Here is a 22733-nt window from a genome sequence, read left to right as displayed (position 1 = left end):
AATAAGCTTTCATAGAGATACTATGTCGATTACCCTTTATTTTGTTTATACAGTGCCAAGGCTTGCGGCATTAGACGTAATAAGTTTGCTTGGCGATCTTTATCACTTGGGTGTGTTGAACTTAATTTGTCTAAAATGCCTTGTGAGCCTGTTGAGGCTTTTTGCATTTTATCCCATAAACCCGGCGCGGCTTCCGGGTTATAGCCGGATTTCGCCATTAAGAATAACCCCACTTCATCCGCTTCGGTTTCGGCACTGCGAGAATAAGGTTTATCCAAGCCCCAGTCTTTTGCTAAGCCTACAACAATGGAGCTACTGTCAGAACCGATTTGTGTTGCTAATGCCGTTTGGGCAACGTTGGCAATCACATTGGTAAATTGGCTAAGGTTAGTTTTCTTTTTACCATGTTCTTTTAAGGCGTGCGCCATTTCATGCCCCATCACAGTCGCAATTTCATCATCTGTGAGGTTTAAAGTTTCCACTAAGCCGGTATAAAACGCCATTTTACCACCCGGCATTGCCCAAGCATTAAGTTCTTTCGATTTAATTACTTCAATTTGCCAGTCAAAGGCTTGTCCGGTTTGGTTTTCGCGATTTGCATACGGCACCATTTTGTTGAAAATTTTGTGTACGCGTTTCGCTGTTTTGGAGTTGCTGTCAATTTGATTTTGGGATTTGGCTTCGTTAATCATATCACGATAGCCCATCGCCGCTTGTTGGTTAATTGAGGCAGAATCTGCACAAGCTGTTAAAATACCGACGATAGAGACGAGTGTTAATGTTTTAGCAAATTTGAACATAAATTTTCCCTCATAGATTTGTGTGTAAAAAAGACCGCACCTTAAAAGCGCGGTCTGTCTAGAATTTTATTATTTTTTCGCACGTTCAAATGAATCAAGGATTTCTTTGCGCGCTGCGTCAACGCCTTCCCATCCTTCAACTTTCACCCATTTACCTGCTTCTAACGCTTTGTAGCTTTCGAAGAAGTGTTTAATTTGTGCTTTTAATAATTCCGGTAAATCGCCTACGTCTTTGATGTGGTCGTATTCTTTGCTTAATTTCGTGTGCGGTACCGCAACGACTTTCGCATCGCCACCGGCTTCATCGGTCATTTTCAACACGCCTACCGGACGGCAACGAATAACGGAGCCAGGTTGTAACGGATACGGTGTTGGCACTAATACGTCAACCGGGTCGCCGTCAGAAGATAAGGTATTGTTCACATAACCGTAGTTTGCCGGATAGAACATTGCGGTTGCCATGAAACGGTCCACAAATAATGTGCCGGTTTCTTTATCTACTTCGTATTTGATTGGATCAGAGTTTGCAGGGATTTCAATAACAACATAGATGTCATCTGGTAATTCTTTACCTGCCGGTACGCTTTCTAAGCCCATTTGTTATTCCTTCTTGTGAGTTAAATAAACGTTGCAATTATAGCGGTAATCGGCTTCATTTGTCGAGTTGTGGGAAAATGACATGATAAAATCCGGTTGTCTTTTGTTACTGTACTATTATAATAGTCCAAATTTTTTGAGAGAGGATTTTACAATGACAACACAAAAACGCCCTTCCTTACTCGGTGGCGCAATGATTATTGCAGGTACGGCAATTGGTGCAGGTATGCTTGCCAATCCAACTTCTACTGCCGGTGTTTGGTTTTTCGGCGCTATTGCGATTTTGATTTATACTTGGTTTTGTATGACTACGTCGGGCTTAATGATTTTGGAAGCCAATTTGCATTATCCCACCGGCGCCAGTTTCGATACGATTGTGACCGATTTATTAGGCAAAGGCTGGAATGTGATTAATGGTTTGTCTGTCGCCTTTGTGCTTTACATTCTTACTTATGCTTACATCACTTCCGGCGGCAGCATTACGGAAAGTTTCCTGAATCAGTTAGGTGAAAACGTGGAAGTGGGACGCACTGCAGGCTCTTTGATTTTCTGTTTTGTGTTGGCGGCGTTTGTGTGGTTTTCTACTAAAGCAGTTGACCGTTTTAGTACGGTGTTAATTGCCGGTATGATCATTTCTTTCTTCCTTTCCACCTCCGGTTTGTTGAGTTCGGTGAAAGCCGATGTGTTGCTTAACACCATGGCACAGGGCGAACAGCAATATTTACCTTATATTTTGACCGCACTTCCGGTGTGTTTGGTGTCGTTCGGTTTCCACGGCAACGTCCCGAGTTTGGTGAAATACTATGATCGTGACGGGAAGCGCGTGATGAAATCCATTTTCCTTGGCACCGGTTTGGCGTTGATTATTTATATTTTGTGGCAGCTTGCCGTTCAAGGTAACTTACCGCGCACCGAGTTTGCACCGGTGATTGCCAAAGGCGGTGATGTGGCGGCCTTGCTAGAAGCCTTGAATAAATACATCCAAACCGATTACATCGGGATTATTTTGAATTTCTTTGCCTACATGGCCATCGCCAGTTCTTTCCTTGGTGTCACCTTAGGCTTATTCGATTACATCGCTGACTTGTGTAAATTTGATGACAGCCGCTTAGGACGCACGAAAACGACATTAGTCACTTTCCTGCCGCCATTATTGCTGAGTTTGCAATTCCCATTTGGTTTCGTTATTGCCATCGGTTACGCGGGTTTAGCCGCTACGATTTGGGCAGCCATCGTGCCGGCGTTGTTGGCAAAAGCCAGCCGCAAAAAATTCCCGAATGCCACCTATCGTGTACACGGCGGCAACTTCATGGTGTATTTCGTGATTTTATTCGGGTTATTGAATATCTTCGCACAAGTGGCATTGCAGTTTGGTTGGATTGCCGACTTCAAAGGATAATATGCAAGACAAGCAAAGCGTGTATGACAAGGACGGTTTTTTCGACCTGTATCAGAAACTGCGTAGCAACCCGAACAGCTTAAATGAAATCGTCGAAAAGCCCACTATGTTGGGCTTAGTCGGTGATGTGTCGGGTAAGCGTATTTTAGATTTAGGCTGTGGTTGCGGAGAACATCTCAAGCTCTATTTAGAACGGGGCGCGGCGTTTGTTGCCGGCATCGATTTATCTCAAGCCATGTTGCAGCAGGCAGCAAAAAATCTCGCCGAATTTCGACCGCACTTTTTACTGGAGCAAGCCCCCATGGAACGTTTAGAACAGTTAAATGAGGGCGGTTTTGATTTAATCACCGGTTCCTTTGCTTTTCATTATGTGCAGGATTTTCCTGCCTTATTAGCAAAAATTTATGACAAACTGAAACCAAACGGACAATTGGTTTTCTCTCAAGAGCATCCCATTGTGACTTGTTATCAAGGCGGTGAGCGTTGGGAAAAAGACGCGCAAAAACGCCAACTCGCCTATCGTCTGAATTTCTATCGGGATGAAGGCGAACGCCAACGCAACTGGTTTAAACAACCTTTCACTACCTACCACCGCACCACGGCGACCATCATCAACAATTTGATTTCCGCCGGTTTTCACATTGAGCAAATGGCGGAGCCCATGCTTGCAGACCAACCACAATGGCAGGATGAATTTAAAGATTTACAACATCGCCCGGTGTTATTGTTTGTTAAGGCGAGAAAAAACACATAAAGTGCGGTCGGTTTTTGATGTGTTTTTTGAGAAAAGAAGGCGGACAATTTGTCCGCCTTTTAGCGCAGAAAATATCTGCTTTCCGAGTGATAAAAAGTTAACGCAAGAATGCCGGAATTTTGCTTTCGTATTCTGCGATTTTGTCTTCGTGTTGAAGGGTTAAACCGATATTATCTAAGCCGTTTAACAAACAATGACGGCGGAATTCATCGAGTTCAAAGGTATAAACTTTGTCGCCTACGGTGACTGTCATCGCCTCCAAATCTACATGGATTTGTTTGCCCTCATTTGCCCATATCCATTGGAAGATTTCTTCCACTTCCTCTTCGCTTAAACGAATTGGTAACATATGATTATTCAAGCTATTGTTATAGAAAATATCCGCGAAACTGGGTGCGATCATCACTTTGAAACCATAATCGGCTAATGCCCAAGGGGCGTGTTCACGCGAAGAACCACAGCCGAGGTTTTTGCGTGCTAATAAAATAGTCGCCCCCTGATATTGTGGGTAATTCAGCACAAATTCCGGATTCGGATTGGTGCCTTCTACATCCAAATAACGCCATTCATGGAATAAGTGTTTGCCGAAACCTACGCGGGTAATGGCTTGTAAAAATTGTTTTGGAATAATCGCATCTGTGTCCACATTCGCGGCATCCAATGGCACTACTAAGCCTGAAAGTTGTTTAAATCCTGCCATTTTTCTTTTTCCTCTTCTTGTGGCCTTAGTTTAATGTTACGTCACGAATATCAACGAATTTACCGAACATTCCTGCTGCGGCAGCCATGGCAGGGCTCACCAAGTGGGTACGTCCGTTACGGCCTTGGCGACCTTCAAAGTTACGATTCGAAGTGGAGGCACAACGTTCCCATTCGCCCAACCGGTCATCGTTCATCCCTAAGCACATTGAGCAGCCCGGATTACGCCATTCAGCCCCCGCTTCAATAAAGATTTTATCCAAGCCTTCTTTTTCCGCTTGTTCTTTCACTAAACCGGAACCCGGTACCACTAAAATGCGTTTTACGTTATCGGCTTTTTTGCGACCTTTCATCACCGCTGCTGCAGCGCGTAAGTCTTCGATACGCGCATTGGTGCAAGAACCGATAAACACTTGATCCACCGGGATTTCTTTTAAATCAGCGTTAGCTTCTAAGCCAATATAAGTCAAGGCTTTTTCAGCAGAGGCACGAGTCACGGGATCGGTCATTTCTGCTGGATTTGGTACGCGTTGATCGATACCGATTACTTGTCCCGGGTTTGTTCCCCAAGTGACTTGCGGTGCAATATCTTTGGCTTCTAATGTGATGACAGTGTCAAATTTCGCATCATCATCGGATTTTAATGTTTTCCAATAAGCGACTGCATCATCCCAATCTTTACCTTTCGGTGCGTGTGGACGGCCTTTTAAATAGTCGAAAGTGGTTTCATCTGGTGCGATTAAGCCGGCTTTCGCACCCATTTCAATCGCCATATTACAAACAGTCATTCTGCCTTCCATGGAAAGATCACGAATCGCTTCGCCACAGAATTCCACCACGTGACCTGTACCGCCTGCCATGGTGGTTTTACCGATAATGGCAAGAATAATATCTTTTGCGGTAATGCCCGGAGCGACTTTGCCGCGCACTTCAATTTTCATGCTTTTTGCGCGAGCTTGTTTTAAGGTTTGTGTGGCTAAAACGTGTTCTACTTCGGAGGTGCCAATACCAAATGCTAAGGCACCAAAAGCACCGTGGGTAGCGGTATGAGAGTCACCGCAGACGATCGTCATACCTGGCAAAGTTAAGCCTTGTTCCGGTCCCATCACATGCACGATACCTTGTTCTTTCGTGGTCATGTCGAATAATTGAATACCGGTCGCTTTCGTGTTTTTTGCAAGCTCCAACACTTGAATTTTCGCTTGGCCTTCAAGTTTATTGACATCGCGTACTTGGGTAGAAATACTGTGATCCATAGTACCGAAGGTTTTGCTCACTTGACGCACTTGACGGCCTGCAACACGCAAACCGTCAAAGGCTTGTGGACTGGTCACTTCATGGATTAAATGACGGTTGATATACAAAATCGGCGTTTCGCCTTCGGCTTCATACACCACATGGGCATCGAATAATTTTTCATAAAGAGTTTTTGCCATAATTTTTCTCAATTCGTTAGGGGCTTTTGTTAGAGTAAGTGCGGTCAAATTTGACTGTGTTTTTAAACCGCACTTTAATTTTTTTTGGGGCTGTACCAGATAACTAGACTCCCACATTGATGGCGCGCGTCTCCTGACGCGTGCCCTAATTTTATTTATATAAGCACGCGTCGGGAGACGCGCGCTATCGATTGCGACTTAAATTGCGTCAGCAATCAATGTACCCATTTCCGCAGTTGAAACAGGGGCTGAGTCATCGGCTAGATCACCGGTACGGTGACCATTTGCTAAGACTTTTTGTACCGCATTTTCAATGGCATCCGCGGCTTCGTTTAAGTCGAAGCTGTAACGCAACATCATCGCCGCAGAAAGAATTTGTGCGATTGGGTTGGCAATGCCTTTGCCGGCGATATCAGGGGCAGAACCGCCAGCCGGTTCATATAAACCAAAGCCTTCTTCATTTAAGCTAGCCGATGGCAACATGCCCATGGAACCGGTGATCATTGCCGCTTCATCAGAAATAATATCGCCGAAAATATTGGAACAGAGGAGCACATCGAAAGATTCCGGTGCTTTGATAAGTTGCATGGTCGCGTTGTCGATATAAATATGATCCAAGGTGACTTCAGGGTAGTCTTTCGCCACTTCAGTCACGGTTTCACGCCATAAGATTGAAGCTTGTAATACGTTCGCTTTATCCACAGAAGTCACGTGTTTACGACGTTTCATTGCCGCATCAAAAGCAGCACGTGCAATGCGCTCGATTTCATATTTGTAATAAACTTCGGTATCGAATGCTTTGGTTTGTGCGCCTTCGCCTTCGCGACCTTTAGGCTGACCGAAATAAATCCCGCCCGTTAATTCTCGCACAACCACCATATCAAACCCTTTCGCTGCGATGTCTGCTCGTAACGGACAGAATTTCTCCAATCCTTTATAAAGAGTTGCCGGGCGAAGGTTACAGAATAATTTGAAATGTTTACGCAATGGCAACAATGCACCGCGTTCCGGTTGTTGATCCGGTGGTAAGTTTGTCCATTTTGGCCCACCTACAGAACCGAATAAAATCGCATCGGCCTCTTCACAGCCTTTTAGGGTATCTGCCGGTAATGGGCAACCGCAATTATCGATTGCAGCACCACCCACATAAAACTCGTTGAAATTAAGTTTAAAACCGAATTTTTCTTGGACTTTGTTTAATACTTTAATGGCTTCCGCCATGACTTCCGGACCGATACCGTCTCCCGGTAGAACGGCGATGTTATATGATTGCATATTGTTTTTCCTATTTTTTTCACACAAAAGTGCGGTTAATTTTCTTCATATTTTCTCCCCTCTTTTGTAAAGAGGAGCTGGGGGGAGATTTTAACGATATAAAATTCACCACTGAGGTTGATGTTACTTCTGCTAAATCTCTCCTAACCCCTCTTTGCTAAAGAGGGGAACTCGATAGATTAATGATGTTTATGATTCTTAATATCTGCCACTTTATGCGCGCGATAAATGGCATTAATCGCATGCACTAACGCCAACGCAGAGGATTCAACGATATCTGTCGCCAAACCAACACCGTGGAATTTACGGCCTTCGTGTTCCACCACAATGTCCACCTGACCTAAGGCTTCTGCGCCTTCGCCTTTGGCGGTTAAGTTATAGTGAGACATTTTGATCTCTAAGCCGGTTAAATTCAAAATCGCATTGTAAACCGCATCCACCGGGCCGTTACCGCCAATTGAAGACGTACTTAATTTTTTGCCATCCAACTTCAATTGAACAAAGGCTGTTGCTGGGTATTCCTTCGTTGAATGCGCTGAAAGTTTATCTAACACCAAACGATCTTCATCGCCTTGTTGCATATCAATGAACGCCAAGGCTTCCAAGTCATAATCGAACACTTGGCCTTTTTTGTCCGCCAATTTCAAGAAGGCATCATACAATTTATCCAAGTCGTAATCTTGTTCGGTGTAGCCCATGTCGGTCATGTGGCCTTTCACCGCCGCACGGCCGGAACGCGCGGTTAGGTTCAATTTCTCTTTCTTCAAACCGATAGTTTCCGGAGACATGATTTCGTAGGTGTTTTTGTTTTTCAACATACCGTCTTGGTGAATACCGGACGAATGCGCAAAGGCGTTTGAGCCGACAATGGCTTTGTTCGGCTGAATCGGCATATTGCAAAGCTGGCTGACCATTTGGCTGACGCGATGAATTTCTTGCGTGTTGATGCGTGTATCCACCCCCATAAATTCTTGACGAACTTTCATTGCCATCACCACTTCTTCTAAGGCAGTGTTGCCTGCACGCTCGCCGATGCCGTTGATGGTACATTCAATTTGGCGTGCACCATTTTGTACGGCGGTTAAAGAGTTGGCGGTTGCCATGCCTAAGTCATTGTGGCAGTGCACGGAAATAATGGCTTTGTCGATATTCGGTACGCGGTTGCGCACTTGGGCGATGATGTTGCCGTACTCTGTTGGCAAGCAGTAGCCCACAGTATCGGGAATATTGACGGTGGTGGCGCCGGCGTTGATTGCCGCTTCCACAATGCGGCAGATATTGTCGATACCGGTGCGTCCTGCATCTTCGCAAGAAAATTCCACATCGTCAGTGTAGTTACGTGCGCGTTTCACTGCTGCCACCGCCATTTCAGCTACATCGTCAAAGGTGCGTTTTAATTTCGCTTCAACGTGTAATGCAGAGCTCGCGATAAAAGTGTGAATACGGAAAGCTTCCGCCACTTTTAAGGCTTCATACGCCGCGTCAATGTCTTTATCTACCGCTCGGGAAAGTGCCGCAACACGACTATTTTTGATATGGCGTGCGATAGTTTGCACAGATTCAAAATCGCCTTGAGAAGAAACCGGGAAACCGACCTCCATCACATCCACGCCTAAACGTTCAAGTGCTAAAGCAATCTGTAATTTCTCTTTAACGGTTAAGCTTGCTTTTAACGCTTGCTCGCCATCACGCAAGGTGGTATCAAAAATAATAACGCGATCTGTCATAACATTTTCCTTCTTTCAATCACTCAAAGTGCGGTCATTTTTTACGGTATTTTTAAAACGAAAAAACCCGCAAAGTAGAGTGCGGGTTTAAATTTTGAGGGTTTTACATTTGACTGTTTTTCATCCACAACTTAGCCGCACAAAGCATGTGAGAGCAGCAGGTTGAGGGAGAAAGAAACAGTATGAAACATGAAAAATCCTAGTGTATAAAAATCTGTAAACGTGCGTCACATATTACGGATTTAAGCTAGTCTGTCAAATGATAAATCAGCATATTCTCTCTGTTTTTGCCGATTTTATGAAATTTAGTAAGAGATAAACTTTGTGTTAAGCATAGATCTTAGAGAAATATTCTAACCTTGCTGTTTAAAGCCAGTTTTTATTCTGATAGAAATTTATTTACTGAAAAAATCGACTTTTTTTAGTTTAAATCTAAAAAAAAGTGCGGTGTGTTTTTTCAATGTTTTTAAAGACATCGAAAAATCACCGCACTTTAGAGGCGAACCTTGTAGCCATTAATGGGGATTAAATACCCAACTTCCATCCGTGTGCAATTCTAATTGCTGCTGATGTAGTGGCACGAGGGTAGAACGATGCCCCACGCTGATAATGGTGGTATTTGGCAATTCTTCACGAATTAAGCGATACATGGCGTGTTCCATGCCTTCGTCTAAGCTGGCGCTGGCTTCATCAAGGAAAGCAACTTTCGGTTTGTGTAGTAACAAACGGGCAAATGCCAAGCGTTGTTGTTCGCCAAGAGAGAGAATGCGGCTCCAGTCTTGTTCCTGTTCTAAACGATCCTGTAAATGGGCTAATTGAACCTGTTCCAATACCCGCGTGATCTTAGCCAAATCCACGTTTTCAGTGGTATCCGGATAATAGAGCGCGGTGAGTAAATTGCCTTGTGGCAAATAAGGGCGTTGCGACAAGAATAAGGTATTGTGTTGCGGGCAGAATATTTTGCCTTCTGCATAAGACCATAAACCGGCAATGGTGCGTAATAAGGTAGTTTTCCCGACACCGGATTGACCTTGAATTAATAACGAATTCCCTTGTGTTAAGGTGAGATTTAAATCTTTAATTAAGATTTTGCCCATAGGCGATTTCACGCTAAGGTGTTGGAAAATCACATCCGTAGGGTGATCAGTAATGTCGGTTTTACTTTGTTTTTGCGCGGCTTCGACGCTGTAGTGAAAGCCGGTTAAACGGTCTAACGTGGCTTTGTATTCGGCGAAACTGTCGTAGGTGTTACGGAAGAAAGAAAGATTGGAATGCAACTTGCCAAAGACTTGCAAGGTTTGCATCAGATCGCCCAATTTAATTTGTTTTTCAAAATAGCGGCCCACTTGAATAAGTAATGGGAAGACCACGGAAATCTGACTGATCACCAAGTTGAATCCGGAGAATTTTAGGGCTCGGAAGACGATATCCCACATGTTATCGATAACGGCGCGGAATTGTTTGTATAACCGACTTTTTTCCACTTTTTCACCGGCGTAGAATGCAATGCTTTCCGCATATTCTTTAACACGGATTAAGGAATAACGGTAATTCGCGTTTAATTTTTCGTTCGCGAAGTTAAGGCGAATTAACGGTTTACCAAGCCAGAAAGCAATCAGCGTGGTGAAAATCACATAAGCGAATACTAAATAGACCATAGCGCGCGGAATTTCTATACCTAGCAAGGTCATTGGTCCGGCTAAGCCCCACAATAAAATCGTGTAAGAAATCATGGAGGTCACGGCATCAATCACACCAGTGCTGAGGGAAAGCGTGGTTTTTACATAAGATTGTATGTCTTGTTGAATCCGTTGATCCGGGTTATCGAGATTGTTGCCGATGTATTGGCTTTTATAATAAGCCCGCTTATCCATCCACTTTTCTAAGAGTTCAGTATTTAGCCATTCAATCCAGTTAATGGAAAAGCGCTGGTTTAAATAATAGCTGATAAGTGCGGCTGCCACAGAAAAGCCGGCAATAAAACAGAACAAAATCATCTGCTCCCAAAAGACGGTTTGGTTAAATTCCTGCAATGCGGTGTACATATTGTTATACCACGTGGAATGCACCAAGCTCAGACGTACACTAAAGAGGGTGAGGGTCACGATCAAGACGAAGAATAATAATGGTTTAATGCTGCGTTTTGGCGAAAGATAACCGCCGGCAAACATCCAAAATTGTTTGCCCCAATGGGTCAGGCGAACTAATAGAAAAATGCCGAGACTGAAAAAAATAACCGTGAGCGCCAGTGTGCGGACGATCCAAAGTGAAGAGGTAATGATCTCTTGAGTATAATCCATAACGTATTCCCATAGACAAAAGTGCGGTAAGTTTACACGGTGTTTTGATCAAATCAAGAAGATGATGAAGATATGAACAACACCGCAAGCGTATTCTTTCAATGCGAAGATTTTTGTGTGATTAGGCTAAAATTTTCTGTTATCAACGCCCATTTTTTGGTAAATTTAGCCCAATTTTTTTAACGCTCAAAAGAGCCATGATTAATACAAATTAGTGGAACACATATGTTATTTAAAAAAATTCGCGGTTTATTCTCTAATGATCTTTCTATTGACCTCGGTACAGCAAATACGTTGATTTACGTTAAAGGGCAAGGCATCGTGTTGGATGAACCTTCTGTGGTGGCGATTCGCCGAGATCGCAGTGGCTCGCTGAAAAGTATTGCGGCAGTGGGTCGCGAAGCGAAACAAATGTTAGGTCGTACGCCAAAAAGCATTGAAGCGATTCGTCCGATGAAAGACGGTGTTATTGCCGATTTCTTCGTGACCGAAAAAATGCTGCAATATTTTATTAAACAGGTACATAGCGGCAATTTCATGCGCCCAAGTCCACGTGTATTGATTTGCGTGCCGGCAGGCGCAACGCAAGTAGAACGTCGTGCGATCAGAGAATCTGCCATTGGTGCCGGTGCACGTGAGGTCTATTTAATCGAAGAACCGATGGCGGCAGCGATTGGGGCGAAGTTGCCGGTTTCCACCGCTATCGGTTCCATGGTGATTGATATTGGTGGCGGTACGACCGAAGTTGCGGTGATTTCCTTGAACGGCATCGTGTATTCTTCTTCCGTGCGTATTGGGGGTGACCGCTTTGATGAAGCGATTGTGACCTATGTGCGCAAAAATTTTGGTTCGATTATCGGGGAGCCGACCGCAGAACGCATTAAACAGGAAATCGGTACCGCCTACATTCAAGACGGTGACGAAATTAAAGAAATGGAAGTGCACGGATCCAACATTGCGGAAGGTGCGCCACGCTCCTTTACGTTAACGTCAAAAGATGTTTTAGAAGCTATTCAACAACCGTTAAGTGGCATTGTGGCGGCAGTACGAACTGCCTTGGAAGAATGTCAACCGGAGCACGCTGCGGACATTTTTGAACGTGGCATGGTTCTAACCGGCGGTGGTGCGTTATTGCGTAATATTGATGTGTTACTTTCCAAAGAATCCGGTGTGCCGACCATTGTTGCTGATGAGCCACTTACATGTGTTGCACGCGGTGGTGGTGAGGCATTGGATATGATTGATATGCACGGTGGCGACATTTTTAGTGAAGAAATCTAATCATGTTTAAAAAGTGCGGTGAATCATTTTGATGTTTTTACCCAGACAATGTTAATCACCGGGTAAATCGTTTCATACGATAAAACATAATTATCTCTTAATGCCGGCCTGTTGCTTAACTGACCGGCATTGCCGTTGATATTGACCGCACTTTTGTTTTGAGGAATGCTCTTATCATGAAGCCTATTTTTGGAAAAACCCCGCCTTTAGGACTCAAGCTTTTTCTCGCTGTCATTGCCTCATTAGGATTAATTGCCTCAGATAGACAAACGACAACGATGATTCAAGCCCGTTCATTGTTAGAAACGGCTGTTGGCGGATTGTATTATTTAGCCAATACGCCACGCACGGTGTTGGATGGGGTTTCCGATAATTTGGTCGATACCAATAAATTGCAAATCGAAAATAAAGCATTAAAAGATCAATTACGAGAAAAAAACGCGGATCTTTTATTGCTGGATCAATTAAAAGTCGAAAACCAACGTTTGCGACTGCTCCTAAATTCGCCACTACGGATTGATGAATATAAGAAAATTGCTGAAGTTCTGACGGCGGAAACCGATATTTATCGCCAACAAGTGGTGATTAATCAAGGCGAAAAAGATGGCGCTTATATTGGTCAGCCAGTAATTGATGAAAAAGGCGTGGTCGGGCAAATTATTTCGGTGGGCGAGCATACCAGCCGAGTGTTATTAATTACGGATATCGCCCATTCTATTCCAGTTCAAGTGTTGCGCAATGACGTGCGCATGATTGCCAGTGGCACCGGGCATAATGATGAATTAACATTAGATAATGTGCCTCGTTCAGTCGATATTGAAAAGGGTGATTTATTGGTGACATCAGGACTCGGCGGACGATTTCTAGAAGGTTATCCGGTTGCGATTGTCGAATCGGTATCGCGTGACGGACAAAATTATTTTGCTACGGTCACCGCCAAGCCATTAGCCTTTATTGATAAATTACGCTACGTCTTATTGCTGTGGCCGACAAATGAAGATACACGAAAAGCAAGCCCAATCACACCGGCAGATGTGCGTAAAGCGGTTGAGCAACGATTAGCGACACAAGGCAATGAAGCACAAAAAGTGAAAAAAGCTCTTGTTCCTGATGTTCCACCGGCAGAACAGACACCTTCAGAAGCGACATCGGATTTGCCGACAGAGGCACCCCATGAAAATCCTGTAGAAGCCGTGCCAGTAGAGGATAAATCGCCAAGGGAGGAGGATTAATGCAAAGTCGTGTTGTTTTTAAATACATTGCGTTAACCGCAATATTTCTACTTGCCTTGGTGATGGAAATCATGCCGTGGCCTAATGGTTTTCAAAGTGTGAAACCGGCGTGGGTCGTGTTGATTTTCATGTATTGGGGATTGTCGATTCCCAACCGTGTAAGTATTGGTTGGGCATTTATGATTGGTATTCTGTGGGATGTGGTATTAGGCACGATCTTGGGTGCGCACGCACTGGTGTTGTCTATCTTTGCCTACTTAATTACCAAAAATCACCTTGTTTTTCGTAATCTTTCACTTTGGATGCAAAGCTTGCTGGTGATTTTCTTTGTCTTTGCGATCCGTTTTAGCATCTTCTTAATTGAATTTTTAGTGCATCGCGCCACCTTTGATTGGCGAGAGATTTTTGGTGCCATGATTAGCGGTCTTTTATGGCCGTGGTTATTTTTACTCCTTAGAAGCCTCCGCCGTCGTCTAGGATTAAGTTAACCTACCTTGACGCTTAACAAGGCAATGCACATCCATCATGATAAACGTCATAACGAAAAGGGAGCTTAATAGCTCCCTTTTGTTGTGATTCATAAATCAACTTTCTTTAAACGCATTTATTTTTTGCAAATGATGCGAAATCTGCTTGAATTTGTGCGTTTCTACGGCATCCCAAATCACCTCATAATAAGGCGATAATACCTCTGCGCTACGTTGGGAATCTAAAACACCGTCTTCCACCGACAAGAACACCAAACAGCGACCTTTATTTTTCAAACGGAAATCTTCCACGCACTTGGTGGCAATGTCTTCATATTCTTCCGGGCGATCGATCTTGCCTCCCATATTTTCCTGCGGAAATAAATTCGGGTTGAAAATCGCCTGCTTAATGCCACACAAAAAACCAATGCGTTCCGCCCAATACCCGCCAAGCCCGACACCACAAATTAAGGGATTTCTGTCTTTCGATTCGGAGACCAATTTATGCACTTCATTTAAAAGAAATTGCATATCATGGCGCGGATGCAATGTGCTGTAATTAATAAAGCGAACGTCATCATCGATGAATTTTAGCTGTAAAACTTTTTCATGATTACCCGGACTACTAGAATCAAAACCGTGTAAATAAATAATCATTTCATTACTCCAACCTGATGACGATGCTTTTGTTCTAAATGTAAGATCATTTGCAAGGCAATATCAATGCCACTGGTTTTCTCGATCATCTCAAGCCCCGGGCTGGCATTCACTTCCAACACCAATGGGCCGTTGGCTGAACGGATTAAATCCACGCCAGCCACATCTAAGCCTAGCACTTTCGTTGCGTTTAAGGCAATGTGTTTTTCCTGTTCGGTTAAGATGACTTTTTCTGCGTTGGCACCACGATGGCAATTTGCGCGAAATTCGCCACCTTGCCCAATGCGTTGCATCGCCGCGACAATGCGTTCTCCTACCACAAAACAACGTAAATCGGCACCTTGCGCTTCTGCAATAAATTCCTGTGCTAACGTCGGCACATTTGCCTGCTTTAATGTTTCCAACATACTGACCGCACTTTGTGGTCGTTCTGCGAGCACCACGCCAATCCCTTGCGAACCACTCAAGGTTTTCAAAATAATCGGTGCGCCAATATGCTGTACGGCATCATTCGCATTGGTTTCCAGCCCACCAAGCAACGAGGTTGGCACGGCAATGCCATTCGCCAGTAATAACTGCAAACTCAACCATTTATCACGCGCTTTCGCAAAACCATCAGCATGATTCAAACAAGGCACATTTAACGCCTGAAAATAATGCAACACCGCACAACCCATTTGCATACTGCCGGTACCAAAGCGAGGTAATACCGCATCATATTGGGGTAACAGATAAGGCGTGCTTTCCACATCCGGCTGATAATAAAGCGCAAAGTGCGGTGGTTTTTTTTGGAGTTTTATTAAACAACGATTCGGATCGAGAATATCCATGTGATGACCGTTTTCTTCCGCCGCCTGTTTTAAACGCCGACAGCTATACAAACGCGGCTCACGGCACAACATTAATAGTTTCATAAGTCTTGTTTTTTTTACTGTATTTAATTCTCACCGGCTTTTTCTCCGATGAGGATAAAAGCCTCAATCACATAGCAAATTAGATTCATTTACCTATTGCTAAAATTAACAGCATTCTACCTCAAACGCTTGGCGAACTCTTTATTCTTTTATTCATCCGCTATAAAATCAGCGCATTTATTGACAAGACAAAAGGAAACATCATGTTTGTAACTATTTATGGTCGCCTAAGCTGCCCGTACTGCGTACGCGCCAAAGCATTAGCCGAAAAGCTAAAAAATTCATTCGCGGATTTTGATTATCGTTATATCGATATTATCGAACAGGGCATGAGCAAAGAGGATATTGCAAAAATTATCGGTAAACCGGTGCAAACCGTCCCGCAAATTTTAGTGGATGAAAAACCAATTGGAGGCTGCACTGACTTTCAAGCTTTCGTGCGTGAACGATTTGGCGTGGAATAAGTGATTTTATCCACACGGATAAAAAACGGATTAGCCTAATAAGCTAATCCGTTTTTCTTTGGGTTGACCGTCATGCAATATTAAAAAATTTCTTCCGCAGCAAAGAAATAAGCAATCTCACGCGCCGCGCTTTCCGGGCTATCGGAACCATGCACGGAGTTTTCCCGTTGGTTTAAGGCAAAATCACGACGAATCGTGCCTTCTGCTGCCGTTTCAGGATTGGTCGTTCCCATTAAAGTGCGGTAATCTTGCACGGCATTTTCTTTTTCTAACACGCTCACGAATACCGGCGCTGAAATCATGTATTCCACTAATGACTCAAAAAAAGGCTTGCCTTGGTGTTCGGCGTAAAAGCCTTCTGCTTGTTCTCTGTTCAACTGAACCATTTTCGCGGCAGCAATATTGAATCCCTGTTGCTCAAAGCGTGCCAAAATCGCGCCGATTAAATGACGCTTTACGGCATCCGGTTTAATAATAGATAAGGTTCGTTGTAAGCTCATTTCACATCCTCTTACTGTTGTTTTGCTTTAGCTAATAATAAATTGGCAAGGGTTTGCACGCCGATACCGGTCGCACCGGTCGCCCATAAGTCGCTTGGGGTTTTGCGATAGGTGGCGGAACAATCAATGTGTAACCAATGTTGTTGATAATTTTTCACGAAATAAGATAAAAATGCCGTTGCGGTGCTCGCACCTGCGCCCACCGGAACTGTGCCGATATTGGCAATGTCAGCGAAAGCCGTTTTAATTTGTCCGCGGTGCAACTCTGCAAACGGCAAACGCCAAAATGGCTCTTGTTCTTGCTCGGCAGCGTGGAATAAATCAGCAACCAACTGATCATCCATGGATAGCACGCTGTGATAATCATTGCCCACCGCCACTTTTGCCGCACCGGTTAAGGTCGCACAATCTACGATAAATTGAGGCTGTTCGGCATCTGCATCAATTAAACCATCCGCCAACACCAATCGCCCTTCGGCATCCGTATTAAGAATTTCTACGCTGACACCGTTACGATATTGAATGATATCGCCCAATTTAAAGGCGCGGCTACTCACCAAGTTTTCTGCGCAACAAAGGAATAATTTCACCCGTTGATTTAAACCACGCAAAATCGCCAAGCCTAATGCCCCCGTCAATAACGCGGCGCCACCCATATCCGTACGCATGGTGCTCATGCCATCGCTCGGTTTAATGCTGTAACCACCACTGTCAAACGTAATACCTTTACCCACTAAACAAGCCAACACCGGCGCTTCCGGATTGCCTGTCGGGTTGAAATCCAACTGCAACATGGCGGGAAGATTTTGCGAGCCTTTACCCACTTGCCATAAACCGTGATACCCCCGTTCCAGCAAGGCTTCTCGAGAAACGATGGAAAAACTGACCGCACTTTGCTTCGCAGCTTGCTCTGCTATTTGCCCGATAAACTTCGCGGCACGTTGGGCAAGCTCTTCCGGCGTTAAAATGGCTGCCGGCAGATTAATGATTTCACGTACGAAATCGCCACATTGAATACGGTGATTCAATTCTTGTTGTTGCTCCGCAGATAACGCCGGAAACTGGAGTTTAAACTGCTTTTTCGCATTGTAAAAACCTTGATAAAACGCCCAACAACTTTCCAATTGCCAGCCTTCCCCGCTTAACGCAACATCAGAAATCCCCTGATTTTGTAATTTGCGTGCCGCTTTTTGCACAGAAGTGCGGTCGGAAAAATCAGTTAAATGAAGGGTCGCTTTATCTTCATTAAAACTGATTAATGCCTTTTCTCCCCAAACCGCCGAGGCCGGTTGGTTTGAAAGCAAAACTTGCATAGACATAATTTCTCCTTTAAATATTGAGAATAACGGCTTGTAATATAGCAGTTTTTAGCGAGATTCGTTACGTTTTTATGCTAAGCCATTGTGGTTATGTCATTTTCGCCTTTTTCAAGCGTAACGCATTGCTTAACACGGAAATCGAACTCATCGCCATTGCCGCGCCGGCAATCACCGGACTGAGCAACCCAAAGGCGGCTAGCGGAATGCCCAACACATTATAAATAAAGGCAAAAAACAAATTTTGTTTAATGTTTTTCAAGGTCGCGCGGGAAATCAATAAAGCATCCACCAACTGATTGACCGAATGCTGCATCAGGGTTGCCGACGCACTGTGTTGCGCCACATCTGCACCATCATGCATGGCAAAACTTACATTGGCGGCTGTGAGTGCCGGCGCGTCATTCACCCCATCCCCCACCATAGCAACCACGTTGCCATTTTCTTGGAGAAGTTTGACCGCACTTGCTTTATCGCGTGGCGACATATTGCCCTGCGCATGTTGAATCCCAAGCTGGTTAGCAATGTATTGCACCACGTTCGGATTATCGCCACTCATGATATAGACATTGATATTGTTCGCTTGCAAACGCTGAATTGCCTTTTGACTGTCCGGTTTTAAGGCATCTGCTAAGGCAAACGCGGCAACGGGCTCATCGTTTACGGCAACCGCCACAATGCTGGCGATCTGCCACACCGGCTCAAGATCGTTCGGTAAGGTCAAACCGCAATAGGCAGGTTTCCCCACTTTCACCGTGCCGAGATGTTCAATTTCTCCTTGAATCCCTTGCCCCACCTCTGCCTGAATATGTTGCACTGCAGGCAACGCCACATTTTTTGCCATCGCGGCTTGCACAAGGGCTTTTGCCAGCGGATGTGTCGCGCTTTGTTCAATAGCGGCCGCCAACGCATAAATTTCATCTTCAGAATAGACCGCACTTTGCGCCTGCCAAAAAGCGACCACTTGCGGTTTACCTTCTGTGAGCGTGCCGGTTTTGTCCAATACCACCGCATTCACATGGGCGGCTTCTTCCATAGCGGCAGCATCTTTAAACCAAATGCCTTGTTTCACGGCTTTGCCCATACCCACCATGATCGCCGCAGGTGTCGCCAAGCCTAAGGCACAAGGGCAGGCAATCACTAACACAGCAACCCCATGAATCAACGCCGTGACCACATCTTGCTGAATCCACCAAGTAAGTAAAAACGTCAGCAAGGCAATGCCTATTACCGTTGGCACGAACACTGCCGCCACTTTGTCGGCAAAACGGGCGATGGGCGCTTTGCTGCCTTGCGCTTCAGAAAGGGCATTCATCATATCGCCGAGCAACGTTTGGCTGCCAAGCTGTTGCGAGCGATAAACCAAACTACCATCTGTTACCATCGCGCCGGCTAACACGTGGCTTCCCGATTTTTTCATTTCAGGCAGCGATTCACCGGTTAAATGACTTTCATCACACCAACCCGCTCCCTCTTCCACCACGCCATCCGCCGCAATGCGTTCGCCTTGGTTAGCACGCAACAATTCGCCCACTTGGATTTCATTTAACGGCACGGTTTGCCACTCGCCGTTACGTTGCACGCGTACTTGTTTGGGTGTCAGCTGTAACAATAACCCCAGGCTGTTTAGGCTGTGTTTTTTAGTGCGATCTTCTAAGAATTTTCCCAAACTCACAAAACCCAACACCATGACGGAGGCTTCAAAATAAATATTTGCCGAACCATGATCGTGGCTCATATGCGGCAGATAAAACAGCATAAAGACGGAATAAAAATAAATGGTGAGCGTGCCAAGGGTGACCAACACATCCATATTCGCTAACCCGCCTTTAATACTGCCCCAAGCGCTTTTGTAGAAGGGAATCGCCAAACCGAATTGCACAATCGTGGCTAATACCATTTGCCACATTGGCGGCAACATCCAATCATGTCGTCCCAGCATCATGCCGAGCATACCGATTAAAAACGGCACGTTAATCAGCCACAACAAAATCAAACGCCACGAGATGTTACGCGCTTGCGGCAACGCTGCCTGTTCTTGCTTTAATTGAGCCGTGAAACCGGTTTTTTGAATAATTTGGATCAGTTGTTCAACGGAAGTTTGCTTTTCATCAAAAGTAACCTGTGCTTCTTCACTGGCGAAATTGACGCCGGCTTGTTGCACAAAATCCTTTTTATTCAACACCTTTTCAATCCGACTGGCGCACGACTGACACGTCATGCCGCCAATTTGAATGGAGACTTTTTGCATAACATCCTCTTTTTACTTTCTTCACGGAAAAGTGCGGTGGGTTTTGGAAATATTTTTTATCATCGATATTAAATGACAGCTAGCACAACGGCTAGCGCAAGCGTCCACGCTTGTGCTTATTCATAATCATAGCGCACGTCAGAAGACCCGGATAGCGCGCGTCTCCCGACGCGTGCTTACAACAAAGCAATAATCAAAAGGCTGTATCAGGAGACGCCGCCATCAATGAATAAGCAATAAACAAAACTCATACCACTGCCGCATCAAACCCGGCATCTTCCACGGCTTCCACCAACACTGCCGATTGCACTTTATTTTCATCAAAACTCACGACCGCTTGCGCGTTTTCCAAACTGACATCTGCTTGCGTCACACCGTCCAATTCGCTCAATACGCGAGTCACGCTTTTCACACAACCACCACAGGTCATGCCATCAATTTTTAAAGTTACGTTTTGCATCATTTGCTCCTTTGTTAAGTTAAACCTTGCCGATTTTTGTCGGTGAGATTACTATAAACCTTAACGTTAGGTTAAGGTCAAACACTTTTTATGAATATCAGTCAAGCAGCCAAACTCACCGGCTTATCTGCTAAACAAATCCGTGATTACGAAAAACGAGGCTTACTCAAAGCCGGCACACGCACCCTTTCAGGTTATCGCTACTATGAAGAAAACGATCTCGCCCGTTTGCGTTTTATCCGCCACTCACGAGACGTGGGCTTTTCCCTGCAACAAATCGCCCAATTACTTGAATTACAAGACAACCCGCATCGCAACAGCCGTGAAGTGAAGCAACTTACGGCAAAACATATCGAAACCCTCAACACACAAATTCAGGCACTACAAAAAATGGTGGCTGAACTCCAACGCTGGCATGACAACTGCCAAGGCAACGACTGCCCGGAATGTTCGATTTTGGCGGGACTCAGTGAATAGACATGTGAAAAAAGTGCGGTAAAAATTTAAAATATTTCGCATCAGAAATACACGTCAAAAAGTTCGCAGATTAATCTTCCTGATGATTTATTAAGGTTTCAATTTGCACGATTTCCGCCACATCCACACTCTCCGCTTTAATCCGCCATTTCACATTCAAGTCATACAACGAAATGCCGTAAAGGCGATCAGTGGCTTTGCCTTGTTGATAGGCAGGGCGGGGATCTTGTTGGATCACTTCGGTAATAAAACGTTGTAAGTGCGGTCGATTTTTGCTGTGTTTTTTGACCGCACTTTCCGCTTCTGCAGTAAATTCTACGTGCAGCAACGGTTTCGGTTCGCTTTGAGCGAAACCGGAAATCGCGTCAGGCTCACTGTCGGCATAAGCCAGATAAGGTTTGATGTCGAAAATGGGCGTGCCATCCACTAAATCCACGGCACCGAGATGTAACAACACCTTGCCGTTTTTACATTCTATGTGGCGCAATTCGACTTTGGATAAACCAAGAGGATTCGGGCGATGCGTAGAACGCGAGGCAAACACGCCAACCCGTTGATTGCCGCCTAAACGTGGCGGGCGCACAGTAGGATGCCATTTGCCTTGCGGGATTTGATCAAATTGAAAAATCAGCCAAAGGTGGCTGAATTGTTCTAAACCGCGGACGGCTTCCGCTTGGTTATAGGGCGGCAACAATTCGACAATGCCGGTGCCATCCTGCACTAAATTGGGTTGACGCGGTACGGAAAACTTTTCTTTGTAAGGTGTATGAATCACCGCAATGGGCTGCAATGTGAGAGAATCGGACATATTTTCCTTAAAATAGTTAAAATCTGCAAAATAACCTTGTAGAATGGCGCCTATTTTAGCTAAAAGTGCGGTAAAAAATCGCCTTATTTTTCGTTATTCGAGTAGCCATTATGACAAAAAAGACAATAAAAATGTGGATTGAAACAGCGCGTCCAAAAACCCTGCCGTTAGCCTTGGCAACCATTTTAACCGGTTCAGCGCTTGCCTATTGGGCGGGCAGTTTCCATTGGGGAATCACGGTGTTATGTTTACTCACCACGTTATTTCTGCAAATTCTCTCCAACTTCGCCAATGATTACGGTGATCACCAAAAAGGCTCCGACACGGCAGAACGCATCGGCCCATTACGCGGCATTCAACAAGGCGCGATTTCTGCGGCACAACTGAAAAAAGGGCTTTATGTGATGATCGCCCTAAGTTTCCTTTGTGGCGCGCTCTTAATCGGCATGGCTTACCAAAATGTGAGCGATTTAATCGCCTTTTCCCTTCTCGGTGTATTGGCGATTGTCGCGGCCATCACCTACACCGTGGGCAGCAAGCCTTACGGTTATTTAGGCTTAGGCGATATTTCCGTGTTAATTTTCTTTGGATTATTAGGCATCGGCGGCACCTATTATCTGCAAGTACATGATTTCTCGGCTGTCATTTTACTGCCTGCCATTGCCAGCGGATTACTTGCGACAGCCGTATTAAATATCAATAACTTGCGTGATATTGAACAAGATCGCAAAGCAGGCAAAAACACCCTTGCCGTACGCTTAGGACCACATAATGGGCGGATTTATCATTGCGTGCTGCTTTCTATCGCCGCCTTGTTTTATCTCTTGTTTGCCCTCATGCATTTGCGTAATCCGTTGAGCTTCGTCTTTTTGCTCACTTATCCGCTCTTGTTCAAACATGCTTATTTTGTTTTCTCTCA

22 protein-coding genes are annotated in these 22733 nt (G+C 44.8%); 8 read left to right on the top strand and 14 right to left on the bottom strand.

What is annotated here, in order from left to right; all coding sequences use genetic code 11:
• Window positions 1–29 precede the first annotated feature (29 nt).
• The gene (locus QZ106_RS05525; RefSeq protein ID WP_295975324.1) at window positions 30–800 is read right to left on the bottom strand and encodes a M48 family metallopeptidase; all 771 of its coding nucleotides are present in this window, start codon (window positions 798–800) and stop codon (window positions 30–32) included.
• Window positions 801–869: 69 nt separating this feature from the next.
• Complete coding sequence (gene ppa, locus QZ106_RS05520) at window positions 870–1397, bottom strand: inorganic diphosphatase (RefSeq protein ID WP_006716839.1); 528 nt, start codon at window positions 1395–1397, stop codon at window positions 870–872.
• Between the two features lie 154 nt (window positions 1398–1551).
• Here ppa and mtr point away from each other — a divergent pair, with 154 nt between their 5' ends.
• Window positions 1552–2796 (top strand): tryptophan permease, encoded by a 1245-nt coding sequence (gene mtr / locus QZ106_RS05515; RefSeq protein ID WP_295975317.1) that lies wholly within the window; start codon window positions 1552–1554, stop codon window positions 2794–2796.
• Between the two features lies 1 nt (window position 2797).
• Entirely contained in the window at window positions 2798–3550 is a 753-nt protein-coding gene (locus QZ106_RS05510; RefSeq protein ID WP_295975314.1) for a bifunctional 2-polyprenyl-6-hydroxyphenol methylase/3-demethylubiquinol 3-O-methyltransferase UbiG, read from the top strand.
• Between the two features lie 97 nt (window positions 3551–3647).
• Here QZ106_RS05510 and leuD read toward each other — a convergent pair whose 3' ends face one another.
• The 5 genes from leuD to QZ106_RS05485 form a co-directional block, all read right to left on the bottom strand.
• The gene (gene leuD / locus QZ106_RS05505; RefSeq protein WP_295975311.1) at window positions 3648–4250 is read right to left on the bottom strand and encodes a 3-isopropylmalate dehydratase small subunit; all 603 of its coding nucleotides are present in this window, start codon (window positions 4248–4250) and stop codon (window positions 3648–3650) included.
• Window positions 4251–4275: 25 nt separating this feature from the next.
• On the bottom strand, window positions 4276–5685 hold the full coding sequence (leuC, locus tag QZ106_RS05500; RefSeq protein ID WP_295975310.1) for a 3-isopropylmalate dehydratase large subunit: 1410 nt from the start codon (window positions 5683–5685) through the stop codon (window positions 4276–4278).
• A 198-nt stretch (window positions 5686–5883) separates the two neighbouring features.
• Window positions 5884–6960, bottom strand: coding sequence for a 3-isopropylmalate dehydrogenase (gene leuB, locus QZ106_RS05495; RefSeq protein WP_295975307.1), 1077 nt, complete (start codon window positions 6958–6960; stop codon window positions 5884–5886).
• Between the two features lie 179 nt (window positions 6961–7139).
• Window positions 7140–8687 (bottom strand): 2-isopropylmalate synthase, encoded by a 1548-nt coding sequence (gene leuA, locus QZ106_RS05490; RefSeq protein WP_295975304.1) that lies wholly within the window; start codon window positions 8685–8687, stop codon window positions 7140–7142.
• A gap of 515 nt (window positions 8688–9202) precedes the next feature.
• Window positions 9203–10987: an ABC transporter ATP-binding protein/permease gene (locus tag QZ106_RS05485; protein ID WP_295975301.1), complete on the bottom strand. Its 1785-nt coding sequence runs from the start codon at window positions 10985–10987 to the stop codon at window positions 9203–9205.
• Between the two features lie 225 nt (window positions 10988–11212).
• On the opposite strand from QZ106_RS05485, the gene QZ106_RS05480 reads away from it, so the two are divergent.
• The 3 genes from QZ106_RS05480 (at window position 11213) to mreD (ending at window position 13988) form a co-directional block, all read left to right on the top strand.
• Window positions 11213–12268, top strand: coding sequence for a rod shape-determining protein (locus QZ106_RS05480; RefSeq protein WP_021615733.1), 1056 nt, complete (start codon window positions 11213–11215; stop codon window positions 12266–12268).
• Between the two features lie 176 nt (window positions 12269–12444).
• The gene (mreC, locus tag QZ106_RS05475) at window positions 12445–13500 is read left to right on the top strand and encodes a rod shape-determining protein MreC (RefSeq protein ID WP_295975295.1); all 1056 of its coding nucleotides are present in this window, start codon (window positions 12445–12447) and stop codon (window positions 13498–13500) included.
• Window positions 13500–13988 (top strand): rod shape-determining protein MreD, encoded by a 489-nt coding sequence (mreD, locus tag QZ106_RS05470; RefSeq protein WP_295975293.1) that lies wholly within the window; start codon window positions 13500–13502, stop codon window positions 13986–13988. Before mreC ends, mreD begins: the two co-directional genes overlap by 1 nt.
• Before the next feature lie 96 nt (window positions 13989–14084).
• On the opposite strand, the gene ycfP is transcribed toward mreD, so the two are convergent.
• Entirely contained in the window at window positions 14085–14624 is a 540-nt protein-coding gene (ycfP, locus tag QZ106_RS05465) for an alpha/beta hydrolase YcfP (RefSeq protein ID WP_295975291.1), read from the bottom strand.
• Window positions 14621–15538, bottom strand: a complete 918-nt coding sequence (locus QZ106_RS05460) for a RimK family alpha-L-glutamate ligase (protein ID WP_295975289.1) — start codon at window positions 15536–15538, stop codon at window positions 14621–14623. The genes ycfP and QZ106_RS05460 overlap by 4 nt, the downstream gene beginning before the upstream one ends.
• Window positions 15539–15741: 203 nt before the next feature.
• Between QZ106_RS05460 and QZ106_RS05455 the strand changes: the two genes are divergently transcribed.
• Window positions 15742–16002 carry a GrxA family glutaredoxin gene (locus QZ106_RS05455; RefSeq protein ID WP_295975287.1) on the top strand — a complete coding sequence of 87 codons (261 nt, stop codon included), beginning with the start codon at window positions 15742–15744 and terminating at the stop codon, window positions 16000–16002.
• A gap of 80 nt (window positions 16003–16082) precedes the next feature.
• On the opposite strand, the gene ndk is transcribed toward QZ106_RS05455, so the two are convergent.
• From ndk to QZ106_RS05435, 4 genes are all read right to left on the bottom strand, one after another.
• Window positions 16083–16502, bottom strand: a complete 420-nt coding sequence (ndk, locus tag QZ106_RS05450) for a nucleoside-diphosphate kinase (protein WP_295975284.1) — start codon at window positions 16500–16502, stop codon at window positions 16083–16085.
• A gap of 11 nt (window positions 16503–16513) precedes the next feature.
• Entirely contained in the window at window positions 16514–17821 is a 1308-nt protein-coding gene (gene pepB, locus QZ106_RS05445; RefSeq protein ID WP_295975281.1) for an aminopeptidase PepB, read from the bottom strand.
• 88 nt (window positions 17822–17909) lie between these two features.
• Window positions 17910–20069, bottom strand: a complete 2160-nt coding sequence (locus tag QZ106_RS05440; RefSeq protein WP_295975278.1) for a cation-translocating P-type ATPase — start codon at window positions 20067–20069, stop codon at window positions 17910–17912.
• 247 nt (window positions 20070–20316) lie between these two features.
• The gene (locus tag QZ106_RS05435) at window positions 20317–20529 is read right to left on the bottom strand and encodes a heavy-metal-associated domain-containing protein (RefSeq protein WP_295975275.1); all 213 of its coding nucleotides are present in this window, start codon (window positions 20527–20529) and stop codon (window positions 20317–20319) included.
• 90 nt (window positions 20530–20619) lie between these two features.
• Here QZ106_RS05435 and QZ106_RS05430 point away from each other — a divergent pair, with 90 nt between their 5' ends.
• Window positions 20620–21006, top strand: a complete 387-nt coding sequence (locus tag QZ106_RS05430) for a Cu(I)-responsive transcriptional regulator (protein ID WP_295975273.1) — start codon at window positions 20620–20622, stop codon at window positions 21004–21006.
• Window positions 21007–21076: 70 nt separating this feature from the next.
• Here the strand turns inward: QZ106_RS05430 and tsaA are convergent, their stop codons facing one another.
• On the bottom strand, window positions 21077–21814 hold the full coding sequence (gene tsaA / locus QZ106_RS05425; protein ID WP_295975270.1) for a tRNA (N6-threonylcarbamoyladenosine(37)-N6)-methyltransferase TrmO: 738 nt from the start codon (window positions 21812–21814) through the stop codon (window positions 21077–21079).
• A 110-nt stretch (window positions 21815–21924) separates the two neighbouring features.
• Here tsaA and QZ106_RS05420 point away from each other — a divergent pair.
• On the top strand, window positions 21925–22733 hold an 809-nt coding region (locus tag QZ106_RS05420; protein ID WP_295975267.1), incomplete at its 3' end, for a 1,4-dihydroxy-2-naphthoate polyprenyltransferase.

Source organism: uncultured Aggregatibacter sp. (genome assembly GCF_901873365.1).
Taxonomy (GTDB): domain Bacteria; phylum Pseudomonadota; class Gammaproteobacteria; order Enterobacterales; family Pasteurellaceae; genus Aggregatibacter.
Note: the sequence above shows the minus strand (reverse complement) of the source record. Positions and strands in the feature narration are given on the sequence as shown.